This is a genomic window from Roseisalinus antarcticus, assembly GCF_900172355.1.
Lineage (GTDB): Bacteria > Pseudomonadota > Alphaproteobacteria > Rhodobacterales > Rhodobacteraceae > Oceanicola > Oceanicola antarcticus_A.
This window is the reverse complement of the sequence record NZ_FWFZ01000003.1, coordinates 1-20,560: the sequence shown is the minus strand read 5'-3', so window position 1 is coordinate 20,560 and position 20,560 is coordinate 1. Positions and strand designations below refer to the sequence as shown.

Below are 20,560 nucleotides of genomic sequence, written 5' to 3'. Positions count from 1 at the left end.
CGCCGTGCCGGGCTTGTGTGTCAGAGGGCGCGGGTATCCTCGGCCCAGCTCATGCCGGGCAGATACCGCGCCGCGACCGCGCCGTCCTTGAGGGCGAAGAGGTGCAGCCAGCCATTGTCGAACAGGGCGCGGACCTGCGGGTGCCGGGCCAGGATGTCCGAGATGGCGTCCTGCGGGGCCTCGATCATGACCGACAGCCGGAGCGGGTCGTGCGCGGCCTTCTCGCCGTCGTGGACCGCCTGCCGGGGCAGGCCGGGGCGCAGACGGCCGCCGTTGCCCTCGACCACGCCGATGCCGCCGACCACGTTGTGGATCAGCTTGTTGCCGCCGCCAAAGGCCTCGGGGGCCACGGCCGAGCCGTAATATTGCAGGCTGATCCAGCTTGCGACGACGACCGGCGCCGTCAGGATCAGCTCCAGCGTGGCAAAGTCCGTGTCCACCTGCCAGTCGTAGCTGTGCAGGAAACTGCGCCCGCCCAGGTCGGCCCCGCTTGTGGCACTGCGGGGCGCGGCGATGAAGGCGGCGCAGCCGGCCAGCCCCCATTCGGGCCGCACCTCGGCCCAGTTCAGCGCCCGTGCCCCCAGGGTGTCGGGTTTCGCGCCGGGCAGGCGCAGGGCTCGCTCCGCCCGGGCCTGCTTTCCGGCCTGGCCGAGCCAGCGCCGCGCCTGCGCGAGGTCGGCCGAGGCCGGCGTGGCCAGGTCCCGGTCGAAAAGCGTGATCTTGTCCGTCGTGGTGTCGTGCAGGCCGGCAACGAACACCGTCTCGGGCGGCAGATGGATGCCGTGATCGGGCAGGCCGGCCCGCGTTTCGGGGTCGTTGAGCAGATCGGCGAGCAGCCGGGCCGAGACCTCGCCGGTCTGACCGCCGCAGGCGCCGCAATGATAGGCGCTGGCATGGGGGTTGTTCGTCATCTGCGCCCCGTGGCCCAGCAGCAGCACAAGCGGCGCGTGCCCGTCGGTCAGGCTCATGGCGGTCAGCACCTTGGCCGCGGTCTCGGCCTTCGCGGCGGCGCTCAGCCCGCCTTCGACCCGGGGCACGGGGGTGGCCCGCGCGGGCTTGCCGCCTTGGCCGAGGGCGTCCTTGACCAGCTTGGCGCCATAGAACGGCCCCGCCGCCTCGACGAAGGCGAAGGACGACACGGCCGCCTGCCGGAACCGGCCCCAGGCCCGCACCGCCCGGGCCGAGATGCGGATGTCCTGCTCCGCCCCGGCCGAGCCATGGCTGGTGGAGGTCATGGCGGCGTTCAGAAGCACCGGAAGATGGGAGTCGACCGCGTCGGAGCCCTGCGGCTTGTGCGCGAGCGGCAGACCGAAGAAACCTGCAAAGCCGATGGTCTCGATCGACGGGTCCTGGCTCTCGAGGGCGCGGCGGAAGGTCTCCGAGCGGACGTCGATGCAAAAGGCCGCCTGCAGGGCCGGCCGCTGTCCGGCGGTCGGCGCGCCGCCCCCCAGATGTTCCGCGAGGCCGCGCTGAAACGCCCGCTCGGCGGCGTCCTGCAGGATCGCGTCGATCACCTGCTCGGCGCTGGGCTCGACCGGGTGCGCGTGGCTTTGCACCGTGGCGGCCCATGGCTCGGCCACGTCCGGGACATTGGCCATCAGCGCCTCTTCCCAGACCAGCCGGATCGCCAGCATGTCGGCCAGCGTGCCGTCGGTTCCGCCCGTCAGCTCGGCCTGCCACAGCAGCCAGCGGGCGTGCTGCGCCCAGCCGCCGAGGTCCATCAGCAGCCGGTGAAACGCGGTCTCGGCGGCGTCCTCGCCGATGCCCAGCCGCTCCACCGCCCGCAGGATCGCCCGCTCGGAGGTGTCGGGCGCATCGGCCACATGGGCGCAGAAGCCCGATAGCCCCGCGATCTCGGGGGTTAGGTCGCGGCTCGCCCAGGCCTGCCAGGCGACATAGGCGTCGCGGCCGGGGGCTGGCGACCACAGGGCCTGACCCTGGTCGAACTGCCCCGCGGCCCACAGACCGAAGGTGCGCGTGATGACCGACGGCCAATCGGTGCCGGTGATCCCGGCCGCAAGGTCAGCGACGGTGGGAAGGGCCTCGGGCGCGGGGCCGGCGCCCTCGATCTTGGCCTTCAGCAGGGCCATGTCGCGGGGCTTGAACGGCGAGGTCGAGGCGATCAACGCCGCGGCGAGGTCATCCTCGGTGATCCGCCCCGCCGCGACATCGGCGGCGTATTCCGCCCGCGGCCGGGTCAGGGCGATGCCCGCCACCCGCGAGAGCCGTGCCGAGGCGGTGGCCAGGTCCTCGGACGCCTGGCCCATGAACGGGTTCACGGCGACGGTGGCCTCCAGCGGAAAGGCGGGCGGAATGGCGCGGATGGCCGCTTCGGCTGCGTCGAGGATGCCCGTGACCCGGGCCGGAGACATCTGGCTGTGCTTCATGAACATGCGCTTTTTCCTCGGTTCAGTTGGATTTCGCGGCCCGGAACCCGCCGATCAGGCGGTCGAGCAGCGCGTTGAGATACAGACCGTTCGCCAGGTGCACCCGCAGGCCGGCGGTGGCCGGGTGGTGCGCCCAGAGCGGGAACAGCGCCTGCGCAACGGCCACGATCCCGAAGGACATCAGCGCCAGCACGATCAGCGCCCATTCCAGCGGGCCGACCGCGGGGGCGGTGGGCAGGGACGGCCCCCAGAGCAGGTCCGCCCCCCGCTGAAAGGCGAAATAGGCCAGCGCCGCGCCCACGGATGCGATGCCCGTGCGCCGCGTCAGCTCCACCGGTGCGGCGTCGGCCAGGCCCTGGGCCACCAGGTAGGCCACGCCGAAGATCAGGATCGCCCCGATGGCCAGCGCCTGGGCCGATTTCGGGCCCGCGACGAGGGTGAAGAGCACCGCCACGCTGGCATAGAGCGCCAGCGCCAGGGCGAAGGCCTTCATCACCGCGCCGATGCTGGGCACGGCGATCGGGCCGGGCCTGCGCAGGCCCGCGACCGCCGCGACGGCCCCGCCAGAGGACAGAAAGGCATGCGCCTTGTAGAGCGAATGGGCCACGATATGGAGCAGCGCCAGAGGCCACAGGCCCAGCCCGCATTGCAGCAGCATGAAGCCCATCTGCGACACGGTCGACCAGGCCAGCGCGGTCTTGATCGCGCTTTGCGTGACCATGACGACGGCGCCGAACAGCGCGGTCAGCCCGCCGATCATCACCAGGGCGGCCATGGCGCCGGGACTCGCCTGCACCAGGTCCGCCGTGCGGATCAGCACAAAGCCTCCCGCGTTGATGATGCCCGCGTGCAGCAGCGCCGAGACCGGGGTCGGCGCCTCCATCACCTCGGTCAGCCAGCCGTGGACGGGGAAGGACGCGGTCTTGAGCACGACAGCCAGCACCAGCAACGCCACCGCCAGATGCGCGAGGCCCGGTAGGCCGGCCGGAGCGACTGCCGCGATACCGGTAAAGGTGGTGGTGCCGAAAGTCGCGTATAGAAGGACCGTTGCCAGGATCATGGCCGCGTCGCCCAAGTGCCAGACCAGCGAGAACTTGGCCGCCGCGCGCCGCGCCTCGGGCCGGCCGGGATAGAACAGCAGCAGCTGCCGCAGGATCAGGCCGATGGCGACAAAGGCGAGGATCAGCGCGGCGAAGCTGCCGGAATGCGCCAGCATCAGGACCGCGGCCAATGTGGCGAGCATCAGGCCGTGAAAGCGGCCCTCGCCCGCTTCTCCGTCGAGATAGGTCCTAGCATAGCGCATGACGATCCAGCCGATGAAGCCGACCAGCAGGGCCATGGTCGCGCTGACCGCGTCGAGCCGGAGGGTGATGGCCGACGCCCCGTCGACCAGCATCAGCTGCGCCGGCCGCGCGAGGATCAGCTGCAAGACGCCCGCGACGCCCAGAACGAGCGAGGCGAAGGCCGCGGCCTCGGACAGGCGCGGCACGGCCTCGGGGCGGCGGCCGGGATGGGCCAGCGCCCAGCCGGCGGCGATCAGCAGGATGAGCGGGGCAAAGAGGGTCAGCGGAAGGGCGTCGGTCATGGCGGTGCTCCGGTCGGTCAGGGTGTTTCGCTTTGAGATAGCGGCTGGCATCGCATAAAGAAATTACATATTCTGGTCTCAAACGTTCTGTATGGTAGAAGTATGGCCGCCCTGAACCTGCACCACCTGCGCCTGTTTCGCGCCGTCGCCCGCGACGGCACGCTGACCGGCGCGGCCCGCAGGCTGAACCTGTCCCAGTCGGCCCTGTCGACGCAGATCAAGGCGCTGGAGACGGCGCTTGGCCACGATCTCTTTGAACGGCGCGGGCGGGGGCTTGTCCTGACGGAGGCCGGACGCATCGCGCTGGACCATGCCGAAGAGATTTTCCGCACCGCCGAAGATCTCACCGCCACCCTGCGCGATGCGGGCAACGCCCGGCAGGCGTTGCGGATCGGGGCGCTGGCCACCCTGTCGCGCAACTTCCAGATCCTGTTCCTGCGGCCGTTGATCGGGCGGGCGGATGTGGAGGTGGTGCTGCGCTCGGGCTCGCAGACAGAGCTGTTGCGGGCGCTGGATGCGCTGTCGCTCGATGTGGTGCTGACCAACCTGGTGCCGGCGCGGGACGCGCTGAGCCCCTACCTCGTGCACAGCCTGTCGGAGCAACCGGTCAGCCTGATCGGCACGCCGTCGCGGGCGATGGCCCCCAAACGGGCGCTGGCCGAGGTGCTGGCGTCGGAGCCGCTGATCCTGCCGACGCCGGAATCCGCGCTGCGGGCGGGGTTCGATGCGCTTGTCGCGCGGCTATCCATCGTGCCCCGGATCGCGGCCGAGGCCGACGACATGGCGATGCTGCGGCTTCTGGCGCGGGCGGATGCGGGACTGGCCGTGATCCCGCCCATTGTCGTGCAGGACGAGCTTGACGCCGGCACGCTGGTCGAGCTTGCCCGGTTCGACGACGTGACCGAGGCGGTCTGCGCCGTCACCTTCCAGCGGCGCTTCCCCAATCCGCTTGTGGCTGAGTTGCTGGCAGCCTTCAGGCCGGAATAGCCTGCGTCAGCCCGCCTGCGGCAGGCGCAGGGTCTCGAACGCGGCGCGGCGCTCGGGCTCTATCGGGTGGGGGCGGCGGGTCGCGCGGTCCACGTAGACATGGGTGAAAAAGCCCTCGGCCGCGGCAACCTCGGCGTCGTCCGCAAAGAGCCCGATCTCGAACCGCACCGAAGAGCGTCCGAGCGTGCCCAGGCGCAGCCCGGCGGTGACCACGGACGGATAGGTGATCTCGCCGAAATAGCGGCAGCCGGTCTCGACCACGACACCGAAGCTCGGCGAGGTTGCGGGGGCCAGCAGGCCCTTTTCGATCAGCCAGCCGCCGACCGCCGTGTCGAACATGGCGTAGTGGACCACGTTGTTGACATGGCCGTAGACGTCGACGTCGCTCCAGCGGGTCGGGATCTCGCGGAACTGGGCGTATTCTGCGCGCCGGGACGGGGCGGGGTGGGGCATCCGGATCTCCGGTCAGTAGGCGGCGCGGTAGATGTCGAGGGCCGCGGCCTCGTCGATCTCGCGCGGGTTGTTGACCAGAAGGCGGGTCTGTTTCATCGCCTCGGCGGCCATTCGGGGCAGGTCGTCTTCGCCGACGCCGACCTCGCGCAGCCCGGTCTGTAGCCCCAGCTCCGCCGAGAGCGCGGCGAGCCGGTCGATGAACGCCGCCGCCCGGATCTGGCTGGGCGTCCCGGCGAGATCGGGAAAGGCGTCGGTGGCCAGCAGGGCATATCCCTCGGCGCAGGCCGGGGCGCTGAACCGCATCACATGGGGCAGCACCAGCGCGTTCGAAAGCCCGTGGGGGACGTGAAACATGCCGCCCACCGGGTAGGCCAGCGCGTGCACCCCGGCCACCGGCGAATTCGCGAAGGCCTGCCCGGCGAGCATCGCGCCCAGCAGCATGTCGGACCGGGCGGCGCGGTCCTGGCCGGACGTGACTGCCCTGGTGATGTTGGCCCCGAGCAGCCGCAGCGCCTCGCGGGCCAGCGTGCGCGAGACCGGGTTGTTGTTGGCCGAGGCCGAGGTGAAGGCCTCGATCGCGTGGACCATCGCGTCGATCCCGGTGGCGGCGGTGACATGGGCGGGCAGGCCCAGCGTCAGGTCGGCGTCGAGCACCGCCAGATCGGGCAGCAGCTGCGGCGCCACGACCCCGCGCTTTTCCGTCTCGTCCACGGTCAGGATAGAGATCGGCGTGACCTCTGAGCCGGTGCCGGCGGTCGTCGGGATCAGGATCAGCGGCAGCCGTGCGCCCTTGGCCATGCCGACACCGTAGACCTCGTCGAGCGTCTCGCCGGACCGAGCCAGAAGCGCCACGACCTTGGCCACATCGAGCGACGAGCCGCCGCCGAACCCGATAACCCCGGTGCAGCCCGTGCGCGTGGCCACGTCGAGGGCCGCCATGACGATGTCCGTCGGCGGGTCGGCTATGACCGAATCGAAAACCTCCGCCGAGATGCCCGCGGTCGTCAGCGACGCCAGAAGCGGTGCCAGCAGGCCCGCCTGCACGAGGCCGGTGTCGGTCACCACCAGGATCCTGTCCCCGGCGAGCGCGAGCGCCGTCGGGCCGAGATCGGCCGCAGCCCCCGGCCGGCACAGGATGGATTTCGGCGCATTGAAGGTGAACGAAAGGCTCATCCTGTCTCCTGTCCCCTGTTCCTGCCGCCCGCAACTCGCGGTCAGTCCCTGTCGTCGCCGCCTTGCAGACGGCGGGTGGCGAGGATGTTGCGGTTGCGGGTCTGCTGAGCTTGCGAAATCTCGGCCACGGGGCAGGCCGCGTCGAGCCATTGGCGGATCCGGTCGGCCTGCTCCGGCGTCCAGTCGTAATCGGTGCGGGCGGAGCGGCCCAGGTGTTTCATCATCGGGCCAAGCTGCTCGACGAAGCCGTTGAAACCGCCCGCGGCATTGAGGTGCACGGTCATGAAGGGCCCCAGGGTGGACCACCGCAGGGCGAGGCCGCTGGTCATCACCTTGTCGATGTCCTCGGCGCTGCAATAGCCCTCGGCGACAAGATGCATGGCCTCGGCCACAAGGGTGAATTGCAGCCGGTTCAGCAGAAAGCCGTCGATCTCCTTGTGCAGGGTCACGGGCTCCATCCCGGCGTCGGACAGGAACCGGTGCGCGGCGGCGATCGTGGCCTCGCTGGTCTTGCCGGTGCCGCAAAGCTCGACCAGCGGGATATGCGAGGGCGGGTTGACCGGGTGCGCCACGAGCGCCCGTTCCGGCGCCGGGATCGCGGTGAGGAACGAAGACCCCGGCAGCGCCGAGGTCGAGGACGCCAGAATGCAGCCCGCCGAGGCATGGGCCGCGATCTCGGCAAAGAGCGCCTGCTTGACCTCCAGGTCCTCGCGGGCGCTTTCCTGGACGTAGTCCGCGGCCTCGACTGCGGCGGCGACCGTGTCCGAGCCCGAGATCCGGGCAAAGGCCTCGTCCGCCGTGGGCCCGCCCATCCCCTGTGCCTCGAGGTCCTCCAGCACCGCGCGGATCATCGGCAGCGCCCGGGCCTCGATGGCGTCGGGGTCGATGTCGTAGAGCCTGACCTCGCGGCCCGCCCGGGCAAAAACGGCCGCCCACCCGCAGCCGACAAGACCGGCGCCGATGCAGGCGACCCGGCTCATGCCCCGGCGCTCTCGGTCTTGGCCCACCTCGTCTCGAAATCCCAGATTTCCTGGAAGCCGATGAGCTGGTTGAACTCGGCAAAGCTGAAGAGGTCGACGTCGGGCGATTGCGAGGTGCCGGTCGCCTTGAAGACCTTCAGCGCGTTCTCGATCGCCGCCGCGGCCGCCAGTGCCGAGATCGCGGGGTAGATCGCGATCTTGTAGCCGATCTCGGCCAGCTTTTCGGCGGGCAGGATCGGCGTGCTGCCGCCGTCGGCCATGTTGGCCAGCATCGGCGCCGAGATCCGCTCGCAGGCGATCCGCATCTCCTCCTCGCTGGTCAGCGCCTCGAGGAACACGACATCGGCGCCGGCATCCTGGTAGGCCAGCCCACGCTGGACCGCGGCCTCGAATCCTTCGGATTGCAGCGCGTCGGTGCGGGCGATGATCACGGTCTCCTGCTTGTTCTCGCGGGCCTCGCAGGCGACCTTGATCTTGTCGACCATGTCGGCGGTGGGGATCACCCGCTTGAACGGCGTGTGGCCGCACTTTTTCGGAAACTCCTGGTCCTCGATCTGGATCGCCGTGGCGCCGGCCGCCTCAAAGCCGCGCACGGTGGTGTGGACGTTCAAAAGCCCGCCATAGCCGGTGTCGGCATCGGCGATCACGCTCGCATCTGCGGTCCGGCACAGGGTCTGCAGCCTGCCCACCATGTCGGTGTAGGTCGCGATCCCGGCGTCGGGAATGCCCTGCCCCGAGGCCGTGCCCCAGTAGCCCGACGAATAGATGAAGTCGAAGCCGACCTTGTTGCTGATCACCGCCGCGATCATGTCATGCACCCCCGGAGCGGCCACGAAGCGGCCCTCGTTAAGGGCCTGGCGCAGGCTCGATTTGGTCATTCAGCAGCTCCCACGGTATTGAAATAGTCGATGATGTCGGCCTCGCCGACGACGTCGCCGTACTTGGCGTCCATGTCGAAGAGATTGGCCTCGTGCGGGGCCGGGTGGCGGTCGCCCACCGCGTCGCGCACGATGATCGGGATGAACCCGTGCGAGCAGCTGTCCACGCAGGTCGCCCGGACGCAGCCGCTGGTGCTGAGCCCGGTGTGCACCAGCGTGTCGATGCCGGCGGAGGCCAGCATCGGGGCCAGCGAAGTGCCGAAGAAGGCGCTTGGATATTGCTTGGAGATCACGGTTTCGCCCGGGTCCACGGTCAGCCCCTGGGGCCAGGCGCCCATCGGGCTTCCGGCGATGAAGTTGCGCAGCGGCAGGGCTTTCTGGAAGAACCGGCCGCCATCGCGCCCGTCGGGCTGATAGACCACGTTGGTGTAGATCACCGGCACGCCGTTCGCCCGCGCCGCCTCGCGCACGCGCAGGGCCGAGGCGAGTGCCGTCTCGACACCTGCGTAAAGCTCGCAGGATGGGTCGAAATACGCCTCGACGAAGTCGATCAGGATCAGCGCCGGGCGCTTGCCGAAGCCGATGCGATTGCCGTAGGCGCGGCGGTAGTTTTCGCCCAGGTCGGTTTCAGTCGGCATCTTGCGGGTCTCGTGCTGTGTCGGATAGGTCGAAGCGGTCGGCCGCGATGGACAGCCATGGCGCGGTCTGCGCCCGTGCGGCCTCGAACGTCTCGATGGCGGCCAGGTCGTCGGTCAGGATCAGCCCGACCTCGTCGAGCCCCAGCAGCAGCAGCCGCTTGCGGTAGGCCGATACATCGAACGGGATCGGTGCGCCCTCGGCCAGCACGACCTGTTGCGCGTCGAGATCCACGGTGACCGTCTCCAGCGCCGCCGCGGCGGCGCGGACGCGGACCATGTCGGGCTCGGGCAGGGTGATGGGCAGGACACCGTTCTTGAAGCAATTGGCATGGAAGATCTCGCCGAAACTGGGCGCGATCACGCAGCGGATGCCCAGATCGGCGAGGGTCCACACCGCCTGTTCCCGGCTGGAGCCGGTGCCGAAGTTCTGACCCGTGACCAGGATCTGCGCCCCGGCGTAGTCGGGCCGGTCGAGCACGAAGGATCCGTCGGCCTTGCGCCGCTCGCTGAAGGCGTGGCGGCCCAGCCCGTCGCGGTCGAGCAGCAGCAGGAACCGGGCGGGAAAGATCACGTCGGTGTCGATGTTGTCTTCCAGCAGCGGCGCGGCGCGGCTGACGAGTGTCTCGAACCGGTCCATCACGCAAGCTCCCGGGCGTCGACGAACCGTCCGGCGGTCGCGGCGGCCGCGGCCATCGTCGGGCTGACGAGATGGGTCCGCCCGCCGCGCCCCTGCCGGCCCTCGAAGTTCCGGTTGGAGGTGGAGGCGCAGCGCTCTCCGCTGACCAGCCGGTCTTCGTTCATGCCGACGCACATCGAGCATCCCGCGTCGCGCCATTCGAACCCGGCGGCGGTGAAGATCTCGTGCAGCCCCTCGCGTTCCGCCGCGATCTGGACGGCGGCGGAGCCCGGCACCACGATGGCCGAGACGCCCGGCGCGACCTTCCTGTCCCGCACGATGGCGGCGGCGGCCCGCAGATCCTCGAGCCGGCCGTTGGTGCAGGAGCCGATGAAGACCTTGTCGATGGCGATGTCGGTGATCGCGGTGCCGGGCGAGAGGCCCATGTAGGCAAGGCTGGTGCGCATCCGCTCGGCCCTGGTCGGGTCGGCCTCGTCGTCGGGGTCGGGCACGATGCCGGTCACCGGCAGCGTATGTTCCGGCGTGGTGCCCCAGGAGACCTGCGGGACAAGCTCGGCTGCGCTGAACCGGACCTCGCGGTCGAAAACGGCGTCGGGGTCGCTGGCCAGGGCCGACCAGGCGGCCACGGCCGCATCCCAATCGGGCCCCTGCGGGGCGAGCGTGCGGCCGCGCAGGTAGGCGAAGGTGGTCTCGTCCGGGGCGACCATGCCGACCCGGCTGCCGGCCTCGATGGACATGTTGCACAGGGTCATGCGCGCCTCGATCGACATCGCCCGCACGGCCGACCCGGCATATTCCAGCGCGTAGCCGACGCCGCCGCCCGATCCGATCCGGGCGATCAGGCCCAGGATCACGTCCTTGACCGTGACACCGGGGGGCAGGGTTCCGTCGATCGTGACGCGCATCGTCTTTTGCCGGGTCTGGCGCAGGGTCTGGGCGCCGAACACGCTGGTGCATTCGCTCGCGCCGATCCCGAAGGCCAGGCAGCCGAGCGCCCCGTGGGTGCAGGTGTGGCTGTCGCCGCAGACCAGCGTGGTGCCGGGCAGGGTGAATCCGAGCTCGGGCCCGATGACATGGACAATTCCGTGGAAGGCCTCTTCCATCTCGATGTAGCGGATGCCGTGGTTGGCCGCGTTCCGGCGCAGCCGGTCGACCTGATCGCGGGCGAGACCGGCGGCAAAGGGATGGCCCGTGCGGCGCGTGGGCACCGCGTGGTCGGCCACCGCCAGATGCGCCTGCGGCCGCCGCACCTTGATCCCGCGCGCATCGAGCGTGGCGAAGGCCTGCGGGCTCGACACCTCCTGCACCAGGTGCCGGTCGATATAGAGCAGGTCGTCGCCCTCTGGGTAGGACTTGACCACATGCGCGTCCCAGATCCGGTCGTAAAGCGTCTTGCCTGACATCTGGCAGCGGCCTCCCTGAAATGGCTCCGGCGTCCCGGACCCGTCGGCAGACAGCCGACCCGTCGGTCCGGTTTTCGCTTGATCTGCTGTCTTGCTTACTGTCTATTGAATACGTATTCAATACAAATGTGCAGCGGCATCGACGCGGCATGGACTGGCACGAAACTTGCACGAAACTTGCACGGACAGGCGGGAGATCTTGTATGCGACTCGGTGTTGATGTGGGCGGAACCTTCACGGATCTGCTCTTGCAGGACGACATCTCGAAGCGGACCTATCGGGCCAAGACGCCCTCGACCCCCGAAGATCAGTCGATCGGGGTCGAGACCGGCATCCGCCTGATCTGCGAGCGGGCAGGGGTGTCGCCGTCGGATATCTCGGTGGTGCTGCACGGCACGACCGTGGCCACGAACGCCGTGCTCGAGGGCAAGGGCGCCCGGGTCGGCCTGCTGGTGACCAAGGGGTTCGAACATACCCTGCACCTTGCGAAATCCTGGACGCCGGGGCCGCTCTTCGGCTGGATCGTGATGGAAAAGCCCGATCCGCTGGCCGCCCTGCGCGACACCCGCGGCATCCCCGAGCGGATGACCGCCCGCGGCGAGATCATGACCGAGCTGGACGAGGCGCGGGCGGTCGCGCTGATCGACGACCTTTGCGGATCGGGCATCGAGGCGCTGACGATCTCGCTGATGCATTCCTACGCCAACCCCGCGCACGAGCAGCGCCTGCGCGAGATCGTGGCCGAGCGGTTCCCCGATCTTCAGGTGTCGCTGTCCTCTGAGATCCTGCCGGAATTCCGCGAATACGACCGCGCCATCACCACCGTGATGAACGATTACGTCCGCCCGATCATGACCCGCTATCTCTCGCGGATCGAGAACCGCCTGCGCGACGCCGGCGTCGCAAGCAAGCTGCACATCGTCCGCTCTGACGGCGGGTTGATGAGCGCCGCGGCGGCCTCGGACCGGCCGGTCTATACGGTGCTGTCGGGGCCCGCGGGTGGCGTGACGGCGACCGGCATGGTCGCCCGCCGCACCGGGTTGAACAAGCTGCTGGCCTTCGACATGGGCGGCACCTCGACCGACGTGTCCGTCATCCTGGACGGCGAGCCGATGATCACCCGCTCGACCGAGGTGGGCTATTTCCCGGCCAAGGTCCCCACGCTCGACGTGCGCAGCGTGGGCGCGGGCGGCGGCTCCATCGCCGAGGTTGCGGAGCTGACCTCGTCTCTGCGCGTCGGTCCGCGCAGCGCCGGCGCCGTGCCGGGCCCGGTCGCCTATCGGCGCGGGGGCACCGAGCCGACCGTCAGCGATGCCAACGTGGTACTGGGCTATCTGCCGCAGAAGCTTTTGGGCGGGGACATGGACCTTGATGTCGAGGGGGCGCGCACGGCGGTCGCCGGGATCGGCGAACAGATCGGCCTCTCGCCCGAGGACGCGGCCCTCGGCATTCTCGACATCGCCAACGAGGTGATGCTGGGCGCCCTGCGGGTCATCACCGTGCAGCGCGGGCTTGACCCGCGCGACTTCGGCATCGTCGCGTTCGGCGGCGCGGGGCCGCTGCACGGAAATGCCATGGCCGCGCTGCTGGGCTGTTACCCGGTCGTGATTCCGGCCAATCCGGGCGTCCTGTCGGCGCTGGGCTTCCTCGAGGCCGAGTTCAAGAACGAATTCGTCCAGACCCTGATCCGCGCCACCTCCGAGGGCGAGGATTCGGTCATTTGGGACCATTTCGCAACCCTGCGGGCGAAGGCGGTCGCCTGGCTCGACGAGCAGGAAATCGAGAGCGCGGATCGCGGCCTGAGCTACACGCTCGACCTGCGCTACGAGCAGCAGGGCTTCGAGGTGTCGATTCCGGTCCCGGCCGAAAGCGTCGAGACCGCGAGCGACCTGGCATCCGTGCTTGGCAATTTCCACGAAACCCACGAGCGGCTCTACGGCGTGCGTTTCGATCTGCCGATCGAACTGGTGGCGCTGCGGGTGATCGCGACCGGGGCGACGCCCGCGGTCGAGGATACGCCGCCGGCGGCGGGCTCGGTCGACCCGAAGGATGCCGTGATCGAGGTAAGTCGCGCCTATTTCGCCGGCGCCTGGCAGGAGACCACGCATTACGACCGCGACCGGCTGGCGGTGGGCGCACGGGTCGAGGGCCCCGCGATCATCCGCCAGTATGACACCACAACCGTCCTCTTGCCCGACCATTATGCCGAGGTCGACGACCACGGCAACCTGATGATCTGGCCCGTGAAAAAGGGAGCCTGAGCCATGAGCACCACCGTAGATCCCATTACGCTCGACCTGATCGAGAACGCGCTCGTCAACGCCCGGTCCGAAATGGACAGCGTCGTTGTCCGCGTGGCCCTGTCGCCCGTCATCCGCGAACAGCACGACGCATTCCCGATGGTCTGCAACCCGGCTGGGCAGATGATCGTCGGCCAGTTCGGGTCCTACATCCCGGCCATCGTCGAGCAGTATGGCGACAACATCCACGAGGGCGACATCTTCGTCTGGAACGACCCCTACGCCTGCAAGGGCTCGATCTCGCACAACAACGATTGGTGCGTGATGCTGCCGATCTACCATGAGGGCGTGCACGTCGGCTTCAGCTCGATGTTTGGTCACATGGTAGACGTGGGCGGCAAGGTGCCGGGCTCGATGCCGTCGGATTCCCGCACGATCTGGGAGGAGGGGCTGCGCGTCCCGCCGGTGAAGATCTTCGAGAAGGGCCAGATGAACGAGGGCGTCCTCGCGATCATGCTGAACAACAGCCGCACGCCCGACATGAACCGCGCCGACCTGATGGCGCTGATCGCCGGCTGCCGCACGGCCGCCAAGCGCGTGAACGAGGTCTGCGACCGCTTCGGCCGCGACACCTACCTGGCCGCCTGCGACAAGCTGCTGGACCGCACGCGCGAGGCGATGCGGGTGCTGATCCGGAACTACATCCCCGAAGAGGCCGTCAGCTTTACCGACTACGTGGATGACGACGGGCTGGGCAACGGCCCCTTCAAGATGCACCTGTCGATCTACCGGCGCGGCGATATCGCCGTGTTTGACTGGACCGGCACCGACGACCAGGCCGAGGGGCCGATCAACTTCCATATCCACGAAGGCCTCTGCAAGCTGTTCTTCGGGGTCTACATGATCATGGCGTTCGACCCCAAGATCATGTTCAACGAGGGCTTCTACGACCTGTTCGAGATCGTCCTGCCCGAAGGCAGCCTGCTGAACCCGCGCTTTCCGGCGGCCCTGTCGAACCGGCTGAATACGCACACCCGGTTCTTCGATTGCCAGGCCGGGGCGCTGGGCCAGCGCGCACCGCACCTGTCGATGGCGGCAGGCTACGGCACCAGCCCGCACTTCATCTTCACCGGCAAGGATTCCAACGGCAAATACTTCCAGCTGATGGAGCTTCTGTTCGGCGGCGTCCCCGGCCGCCCGCTGGGCGACGGGTTCGACGGGCATGCCTGGTGGCCGCTCTTCAGCGCGACGCCGATCGAGTACATCGAGAACTACTACCCGGTGATGGTCGAAAGCTACCGGCCGGTGCGCGATGCCGGCGGGGCGGGGCTGCACCGGGGCGGCGCGGGGATCGAGAAGATCTACCGGGTGCTCGAGGCGGGCTCGATCTCGATCCATGACGACCGTGAAACCGTGCCGCCCTGGGGGATCAACGGCGGCCTGCATGGCGGCACCTCCAGCAAGTGGCTGCAACGCGCCGGGTCGGAGACCCGCGAGCGGATCGCCTCCAAGCTCGACAACCTGCATGTGGAGCCGGGCGACAAGATCATCTTCATCACCGCCGGCTCCGGCGGCTGGGGTGACCCGCTCGACCGGCCGGTCGCCGCCGTCGAGCGTGACGTGGCCGACGATCTGGTGTCGGTCGAGCGGGCGGAGCAGGATTACGGCGTCGTCTTCGGCCCCGGCAAGACCCTGGACGAGCCGGCCTCCGTGACCCTGCGGGAGGCCCGCAAGAAAGAGCGTGGGGAGCCCGCGCCCTTCGACTTCGGCTTTATCCCCGGGGTTCACGCCGCAGAATGAGCCCGCGGCGGGGCAGGCTCAGGGCTTGTCCCGCGGGGGCCTTGGCACGGTGCTGCCCGGAATGAATTCTCCGGGCAGTTCCAGCACCTGGATCATGTCGGGGTTCTTCAGATCCTCGGCGCTTTCCAGCATCTGCAGCGTGGTCGCCACCATCTGCTCTATCGGCTGGCGGATCGTCGTCAGGTCATAGGCGGACAGCCGGCCCTGGCGGATGCCGTCCGACCCGGCGAGCATCACGTCCCCCGGCACCCGCAGCCCCAGGTCCGTGCGCAGCGCGTCGAGGCAGCCAAGCGCCATGATGTCGCTGACCGCATAGATCGCGTCGGGCCGCGGACGGTCCCCGGCGCGGAACCGGGCCCGCAGGCTGTCGCGCGACGCGCCATAGCTGGAGGCGCCGTCGATCTCCTCGATCCCGGTGGGGGGCACGCCCCGCGCCAGAAGATAGGTGCGGAACCCCTCGACCCGGTCGCGGCTGGTCGAGCCCTCGGGGTCGCCGCGCACGATCAGGAACCTCTCCGCCCCGGCGGAGTGCATCGCCTCGGCGATCCGGGCGCCGGCCCCGCGGTTGTCGCAATGCACCCCGGCGATTCGATTGCTGTCGAGATGCCTGTTGAACATGACGATCGGAATCCCGAGCCCCGCGCTGATCTTGAGCAGTTTCGACGACAGCGGCGCGGCCGTCACCACGATGGCGTCCACCGGATAGTAGACGGCCTGCTGCACCACCTCGTCACCGTCCGCGGCATCGGTCACCGAAAAGGCGAGCACTTGGCGGCCGCTCTCCTGAAAGCCGGTGACGAAGGCCTGAAGCGATTCCGAATAGAACGGGTTGTTCAGGTTTCCGACGATCACCGCGACCATGTTGCTGCGCGCGGTCGACAGGCTGCTTGCCAGCTTGTTGGGCACGTAGTGCAGCTCGTGCGCCGCTTTCAGCACCCGCTCGCGCTTGTCCTTCGAGATGCTGGAGCCCGCGGAAAAAGCCCGTGAGACGGCGGCTTGCGACACGCCGGCCAGCCGGGCCACGTCGTGTGAGGTCGCTCTCGTCGGTCGTTTCTTCGCCACGGGCTCTCCGATCGGTTTGCAGATCGTATGCCCCGTTTTCCGCAACTGGGCAATTGACAGGATCGCTTGAGACGGGTCATTGTATGAATACGTATTCAAAGCCCGCGCCAAGACGGGGCCTGCGGGTCAACCGCGCCGATCAACATGGGAGATCAGAATGTCACGTGCCACTTTGTTCACCGGGCTCGCCTCTGTCATGGCGTTGGGCCTCTCCGCCCTCCCGGCCAGCGCGCAGGACGCCGAAGCGGGGTTGGAACGCGCCCGCGAGCAGCTTGCCGTCTACACCGCCGTCCCCGAGTTCACCGCGCCGGGCGACCCGTTCGACATCCGCCAGTGCGCCGAGGGCGTGCGGATGCTGTCGATGCCCAACAGCAGCGCCAACCCGTTCCTCAAGGGTATCATCGACCGGATGAAGGCCGTGGGCGAGGAGATCGGCCTTGAGGTCGTCGAATGGGAAAACCAGGGCCAGCCGAGCCAGTGGGTCCAGGGGTTCGACTTCGCCATCCGCGACGGTTTCGACATCATCAACCTGATCTCCGGCATCTCGCCCGATACGGTGGAGCCGCAGGTCCAGGCCGCGACCGACGCCGGCGTGCGGGTCATGACCTCGCATTTCTACGACCCCTCGTTCGAGCCGCACCCGCTGCTGTCGAGCTCGCTGCCCGTGGGCTTCAACGAGATCGGCAAGATCCTGGCGAACTGGGCCACGGTGAACACCGACGGCAACGCCAAGATCGCGCTGATCGTCTCGCGCGAGGTGCCGCCGACCATTCCGCTGGTTGACGGAATCGAGACCGAGCTGGCCGAGAACTGCCCAAACTGCGAGATCGTCAGCGAGATCAACGTGGGCGTGGCCGAGTGGGGCACCAAGATCCAGGCGTCTCTGCAATCGGTGCTGCAGGCCAACCCAGAGATCGACGTGGTGATCCCGATCTACGACTCGATGTCGCAATTCGTGGTGCCGGCCCTGCGCCTGACCGGAACCCTGGGCGACGTGAAGGTCGCGACCTTCAACGGCACGCCCTTCGTGCTCGACTTCATCCAGCAGGGCGCGATCAGCATGGACATCGGCGAAAGCCTCGACTGGATCGCCTACGCGACGATCGACGGCCACATGCGCGACATCTGCGGGCTGGAGGTGCCTGAAAAGCTGAACGTGCCATTCTACATCTTCGACAGCTCCAACGTCGAGACGGCGGGCGTGCCCGCGCAGTTCGACACCGGCTACGGCGATGCCTACATCAGCGGCTTCCGGACCCTCTGGGGTCTCGAGTAACCCCATGTCCAGTGTCGACACCGACCGGTCGGCCAAATCCTCGGCGGTGCGTGAAAACGCACCGCCGACCGTTCATTTGCGCCATGTTTCCAAGACGTTCGGAGCCACTCTGGCGCTGGACGACGTCTCTATAGAGGTCCACCCCGGCGAGGTGCACGGCCTGCTGGGCACCAACGGATCGGGCAAGTCGACCCTGATCAAGGTGCTGGCCGGGTTTCATGCCCCCGACGCCGGCGGCTCGATGAAATTCAACGGCGAAGATGTGCGGATGCCGCTGCAGCCAAGCGATTTCCGCCGGCTGGGGATGAGCTTCGTCCACCAGAACCTCGGCCTCGTGCCCAGCCTGACCGTGCTGGAAAACCTGCGCCTCTCGCATATCGCGCTGGCCCGCGGCGGCTTTATCAACTGGCCGCGCGAAAAGGCGGCGGCCACGGCCACGCTCGAGCGCTACGGCCTCGACATTCCGCATTGGCGCCGGATCGACGAGCTGAGCGCCGTGAACCGGGCGCTGGTCGCCATCATCCGCGCCTTCGAGGACATCCGCGAGGAATGCGAGCGGACCGGCAAGCCGGGCCTCGTGCTGCTGGACGAGCCCACGCCGTTCCTGCCGGGCGAGGGGGTGGCAAGGCTCTTCGACCTGGTGCGCCAGATCGTGGCCACCGGCTCCAGCGTCATCTTCATCTCGCACGACATCGACGAGGTGATGGAGATCACCGACCGTGTCACCGTCCTGCGCGACGGCAAGGTCTCGGGCGAGATCGACACCGCAGACGCCACTCGCGACCGCATGGTCGAGCTGATCATCGGCCGCACGCTGGTGTCCGGCGCCTCGGTGCCCGCCGACCGGATGGCGGTGCGCAAACCCTTTGCCGCCGTCAAGGGCCTCGGCTCTCCGTCGATCCCGCCGCTGGATCTGACGATCGGCAAGGGCGAGATCCTGGGGCTGACCGGGCTGATCGGCTCGGGCTTCGACCAGATCCCCTACCTGCTGTTCGGGGCCGACAACGGCACCACCGGGACCCTGCAGATAGAGGACGCGCCCCCCGTCGCCCTGTCCACCCGCACCCCGGCCAAATCCATCGAGAGCGGGTTCGCCCTGCTGCCTGGCGACCGCATGGGGCGCAGCGGCGTCGGCTCGATCCCGATCTACGAGAACATGCTGCTGCCCGATATAGACGCCTTCTTTCGCGGCTTCGTGCTGCGGGGCGGGGCGATGCGGCGCAAGGCCTACGATCTGGGCCGCGATTTCGAGGTCCGCCCGAACGACCCGCAAAAGAACCTCGCGGCGCTGTCGGGCGGCAATGCCCAGAAGGTGCTGATCGCGCGCTGGATGAACCTGGCGCCCAAGCTGCTGATGCTCGACGAGCCGACCCAGGGCGTGGACGTCGGCACGCGGGCGAACATCTTCGCGGCGCTCAAGGCGGCCTCGGACGACGGCATGTCGATCCTCTGCGCCAGCTCCGACGCCGAACAGCTTGCCGAGATCTGTCACCGCGTGCTTGTCTTCGCGCGCGGCCGGCTGGTCGAGGAACTGGTCGGCGCCGACGTGAACAAGGACCGGATCGCCTCGGCCTGCTTCGCCTCGCTCGAGGCGGTGCCGTCGACCCGCAGCCAAAACAACCAGAACAGGACAGGGGTGCCAACGTGAGCACGACCGACAAGCCCAGCCGGCCCGCGATCAACCACATGCGGATCTTCGAGCGCTATGCCCTCATACTGGTGTGGCTGCTGCTGATCGCGGCGTTCAGCCTGGCGATGCCCCAGTCGTTCTTTCGCTGGGGCAACTTCTCGATCCTGTTCGCAAGTTATGCCCCGGCCGCCCTGCTCGCGCTCGCCATCATCGTGCCGTTGACGACCGGCGACTACGACCTCGCCGTGGGGGCGACGCTGACGCTGTCGTCCTGCCTGATCGGCGTGCTGAACGTCTGGTACGACGTGCCGATCCTGATGAGCGTGGGCATCGCGCTGGCCGCTGGCGTGGCGGTGGGCCTGTTTCATGCGCTGTTCATCGTCTATTTCCGGATTCCGTCGCTTGTCGTGACTCTGGGCAGCACCTCGCTGATCACCGGGATCGTGCAGTGGATGACCAAGTCCTCCACCATCGGCGGCATCGACAACGCGCTGATCAACGCGGTCGTGGGCGGCCGGTTTCTGGGCGTTCCCTATGCCTTCTACTACGCGCTCGTCGCGGTCCTGGTGCTTTGGTACGTGTTCGACTTCACTCCGCTCGGGCGCCGGATGCTGTTCGTGGGCCGCGGGCGGGAGGTCGCCCGGCTGAACGGCATCGCGGTGGAGCGTATGCGGATCGGGGCGCTCGTCGCCTCGGGTGTGATCGCGGCCGGCGCGGGCGTCCTCTATGCCGGGGTGCTGGGCTCGGCCGATCCCTATTCCGGGCTGAATTACCTTCTGCCGGCCTTCGCCGCGGCGTTCCTCGGCTCCACGACGATCTCTCCTGGGCGGTTCAATCCGCTCGGGGCCATGGTGGCGGTCTACTTCCTGGGGACGGGGATCACCGGGCTTACGATGTTCGGCATCCCGCTCTGGGTCACGAATGTCTTCAATGGCGGGGCGCTGATCCTCGCGGTGACGATCTCGCAGCTCACGCGCGGCCGGGAGGCGCCGGATATCGGCTAGCCAACGGTCGAGCCCCGAAGTGCGGAGGAGGATATGGACAGAGAGGAGGGCTGACGTCTACTCTGTTCGCCTTTTCTTGGGTAGAGATATGGACGTCCCGAAGTTTCGATCCGATAAAATGTCTTTGGGCAAATGGTAATTTGAGGCAGCAGTCTTTCCGAACTATTCAACGGCACGCCTGTCGACGATGAGATACTGGGCCTTGCCGGCAACGATACGCTGGTCGGCGGCGCCGACGATGACGCGCTCTACGGCGGCTCCAGCAACGACCGGCTGGAGGGGCGCAGCGGGGATGACCGCGGCTCCGGCGGGTCCGGCGACGACATCATCGTCACCGGCACGGGCAACGACACCTTCCGCGGCTGGAAGGGCGATGACGAGATCTACGCCATCAGCGGCAACAACACCCTGCGCGGCGACGATGGCA

At 68.4% G+C, this 20,560-nt stretch carries 17 protein-coding genes; 7 read left to right on the top strand and 10 right to left on the bottom strand.

The window, feature by feature from the left end; all coding sequences use genetic code 11:
* Positions 1-20: 20 nt before the first annotated feature.
* Both ROA7023_RS03945 and ROA7023_RS03940 read right to left on the bottom strand, forming a co-directional pair.
* Positions 21-2,372, bottom strand: a complete 2,352-nt coding sequence (locus ROA7023_RS03945; protein ID WP_234992033.1) for a YbcC family protein — start codon at positions 2,370-2,372, stop codon at positions 21-23.
* Between the two features lie 37 nt (positions 2,373-2,409).
* The gene (locus tag ROA7023_RS03940) at positions 2,410-3,972 is read right to left on the bottom strand and encodes a proton-conducting transporter transmembrane domain-containing protein (protein WP_085877716.1); all 1,563 of its coding nucleotides are present in this window, start codon (positions 3,970-3,972) and stop codon (positions 2,410-2,412) included.
* A gap of 102 nt (positions 3,973-4,074) precedes the next feature.
* Here ROA7023_RS03940 and ROA7023_RS03935 point away from each other — a divergent pair, with 102 nt between their 5' ends.
* Positions 4,075-4,959 (top strand): LysR family transcriptional regulator, encoded by an 885-nt coding sequence (locus ROA7023_RS03935; protein WP_085877715.1) that lies wholly within the window; start codon positions 4,075-4,077, stop codon positions 4,957-4,959.
* Positions 4,960-4,965: 6 nt separating this feature from the next.
* Here ROA7023_RS03935 and ROA7023_RS03930 read toward each other — a convergent pair whose 3' ends face one another.
* Genes ROA7023_RS03930 through leuC form a run of 7 tightly spaced genes read right to left on the bottom strand, consistent with a single transcriptional unit; the run spans position 4,966 to position 11,121 of the window.
* A complete protein-coding gene (locus ROA7023_RS03930; RefSeq protein WP_085877714.1) occupies positions 4,966-5,412 on the bottom strand; it encodes an acyl-CoA thioesterase in 447 nt (148 codons plus the stop codon).
* A 12-nt stretch (positions 5,413-5,424) separates the two neighbouring features.
* Positions 5,425-6,585 (bottom strand): iron-containing alcohol dehydrogenase, encoded by a 1,161-nt coding sequence (locus tag ROA7023_RS03925; RefSeq protein ID WP_085877713.1) that lies wholly within the window; start codon positions 6,583-6,585, stop codon positions 5,425-5,427.
* 41 nt (positions 6,586-6,626) lie between these two features.
* Entirely contained in the window at positions 6,627-7,565 is a 939-nt protein-coding gene (locus ROA7023_RS03920; protein ID WP_085877712.1) for a 3-hydroxyacyl-CoA dehydrogenase NAD-binding domain-containing protein, read from the bottom strand.
* The gene (locus ROA7023_RS03915) at positions 7,562-8,443 is read right to left on the bottom strand and encodes an isocitrate lyase/PEP mutase family protein (RefSeq protein ID WP_085877711.1); all 882 of its coding nucleotides are present in this window, start codon (positions 8,441-8,443) and stop codon (positions 7,562-7,564) included. The genes ROA7023_RS03920 and ROA7023_RS03915 overlap by 4 nt, the downstream gene beginning before the upstream one ends.
* Positions 8,440-9,081: an isochorismatase family protein gene (locus ROA7023_RS03910; RefSeq protein WP_085877710.1), complete on the bottom strand. Its 642-nt coding sequence runs from the start codon at positions 9,079-9,081 to the stop codon at positions 8,440-8,442. Before ROA7023_RS03910 ends, ROA7023_RS03915 begins: the two co-directional genes overlap by 4 nt.
* A complete protein-coding gene (gene leuD, locus ROA7023_RS03905) occupies positions 9,071-9,718 on the bottom strand; it encodes a 3-isopropylmalate dehydratase small subunit (RefSeq protein ID WP_085877709.1) in 648 nt (215 codons plus the stop codon). The genes ROA7023_RS03910 and leuD overlap by 11 nt, the downstream gene beginning before the upstream one ends.
* On the bottom strand, positions 9,718-11,121 hold the full coding sequence (leuC, locus tag ROA7023_RS03900) for a 3-isopropylmalate dehydratase large subunit (protein WP_085877708.1): 1,404 nt from the start codon (positions 11,119-11,121) through the stop codon (positions 9,718-9,720). Before leuC ends, leuD begins: the two co-directional genes overlap by 1 nt.
* A gap of 203 nt (positions 11,122-11,324) precedes the next feature.
* Here leuC and ROA7023_RS03895 point away from each other — a divergent pair, with 203 nt between their 5' ends.
* Both ROA7023_RS03895 and ROA7023_RS03890 read left to right on the top strand, forming a co-directional pair.
* Positions 11,325-13,382: a hydantoinase/oxoprolinase family protein gene (locus ROA7023_RS03895; protein WP_085877707.1), complete on the top strand. Its 2,058-nt coding sequence runs from the start codon at positions 11,325-11,327 to the stop codon at positions 13,380-13,382.
* 3 nt (positions 13,383-13,385) lie between these two features.
* Positions 13,386-15,161 carry a hydantoinase B/oxoprolinase family protein gene (locus ROA7023_RS03890; RefSeq protein ID WP_085877706.1) on the top strand — a complete coding sequence of 592 codons (1,776 nt, stop codon included), beginning with the start codon at positions 13,386-13,388 and terminating at the stop codon, positions 15,159-15,161.
* Between the two features lie 18 nt (positions 15,162-15,179).
* Here ROA7023_RS03890 and ROA7023_RS03885 read toward each other — a convergent pair whose 3' ends face one another.
* A complete protein-coding gene (locus ROA7023_RS03885; RefSeq protein ID WP_234992017.1) occupies positions 15,180-16,223 on the bottom strand; it encodes a LacI family DNA-binding transcriptional regulator in 1,044 nt (347 codons plus the stop codon).
* A gap of 157 nt (positions 16,224-16,380) precedes the next feature.
* Between ROA7023_RS03885 and ROA7023_RS03880 the strand changes: the two genes are divergently transcribed.
* The 4 genes from ROA7023_RS03880 to ROA7023_RS25635 all read left to right on the top strand — a co-directional run.
* A complete protein-coding gene (locus ROA7023_RS03880) occupies positions 16,381-17,499 on the top strand; it encodes a sugar ABC transporter substrate-binding protein (RefSeq protein ID WP_085877704.1) in 1,119 nt (372 codons plus the stop codon).
* Positions 17,500-17,503: 4 nt separating this feature from the next.
* Positions 17,504-19,147, top strand: a complete 1,644-nt coding sequence (locus tag ROA7023_RS03875; protein WP_085877703.1) for a sugar ABC transporter ATP-binding protein — start codon at positions 17,504-17,506, stop codon at positions 19,145-19,147.
* Positions 19,144-20,133, top strand: coding sequence for an ABC transporter permease (locus tag ROA7023_RS03870; protein ID WP_085877702.1), 990 nt, complete (start codon positions 19,144-19,146; stop codon positions 20,131-20,133). Before ROA7023_RS03875 ends, ROA7023_RS03870 begins: the two co-directional genes overlap by 4 nt.
* A gap of 192 nt (positions 20,134-20,325) precedes the next feature.
* On the top strand, positions 20,326-20,560 hold a 235-nt coding region (locus tag ROA7023_RS25635; RefSeq protein WP_370739198.1), incomplete at its 3' end, for a calcium-binding protein.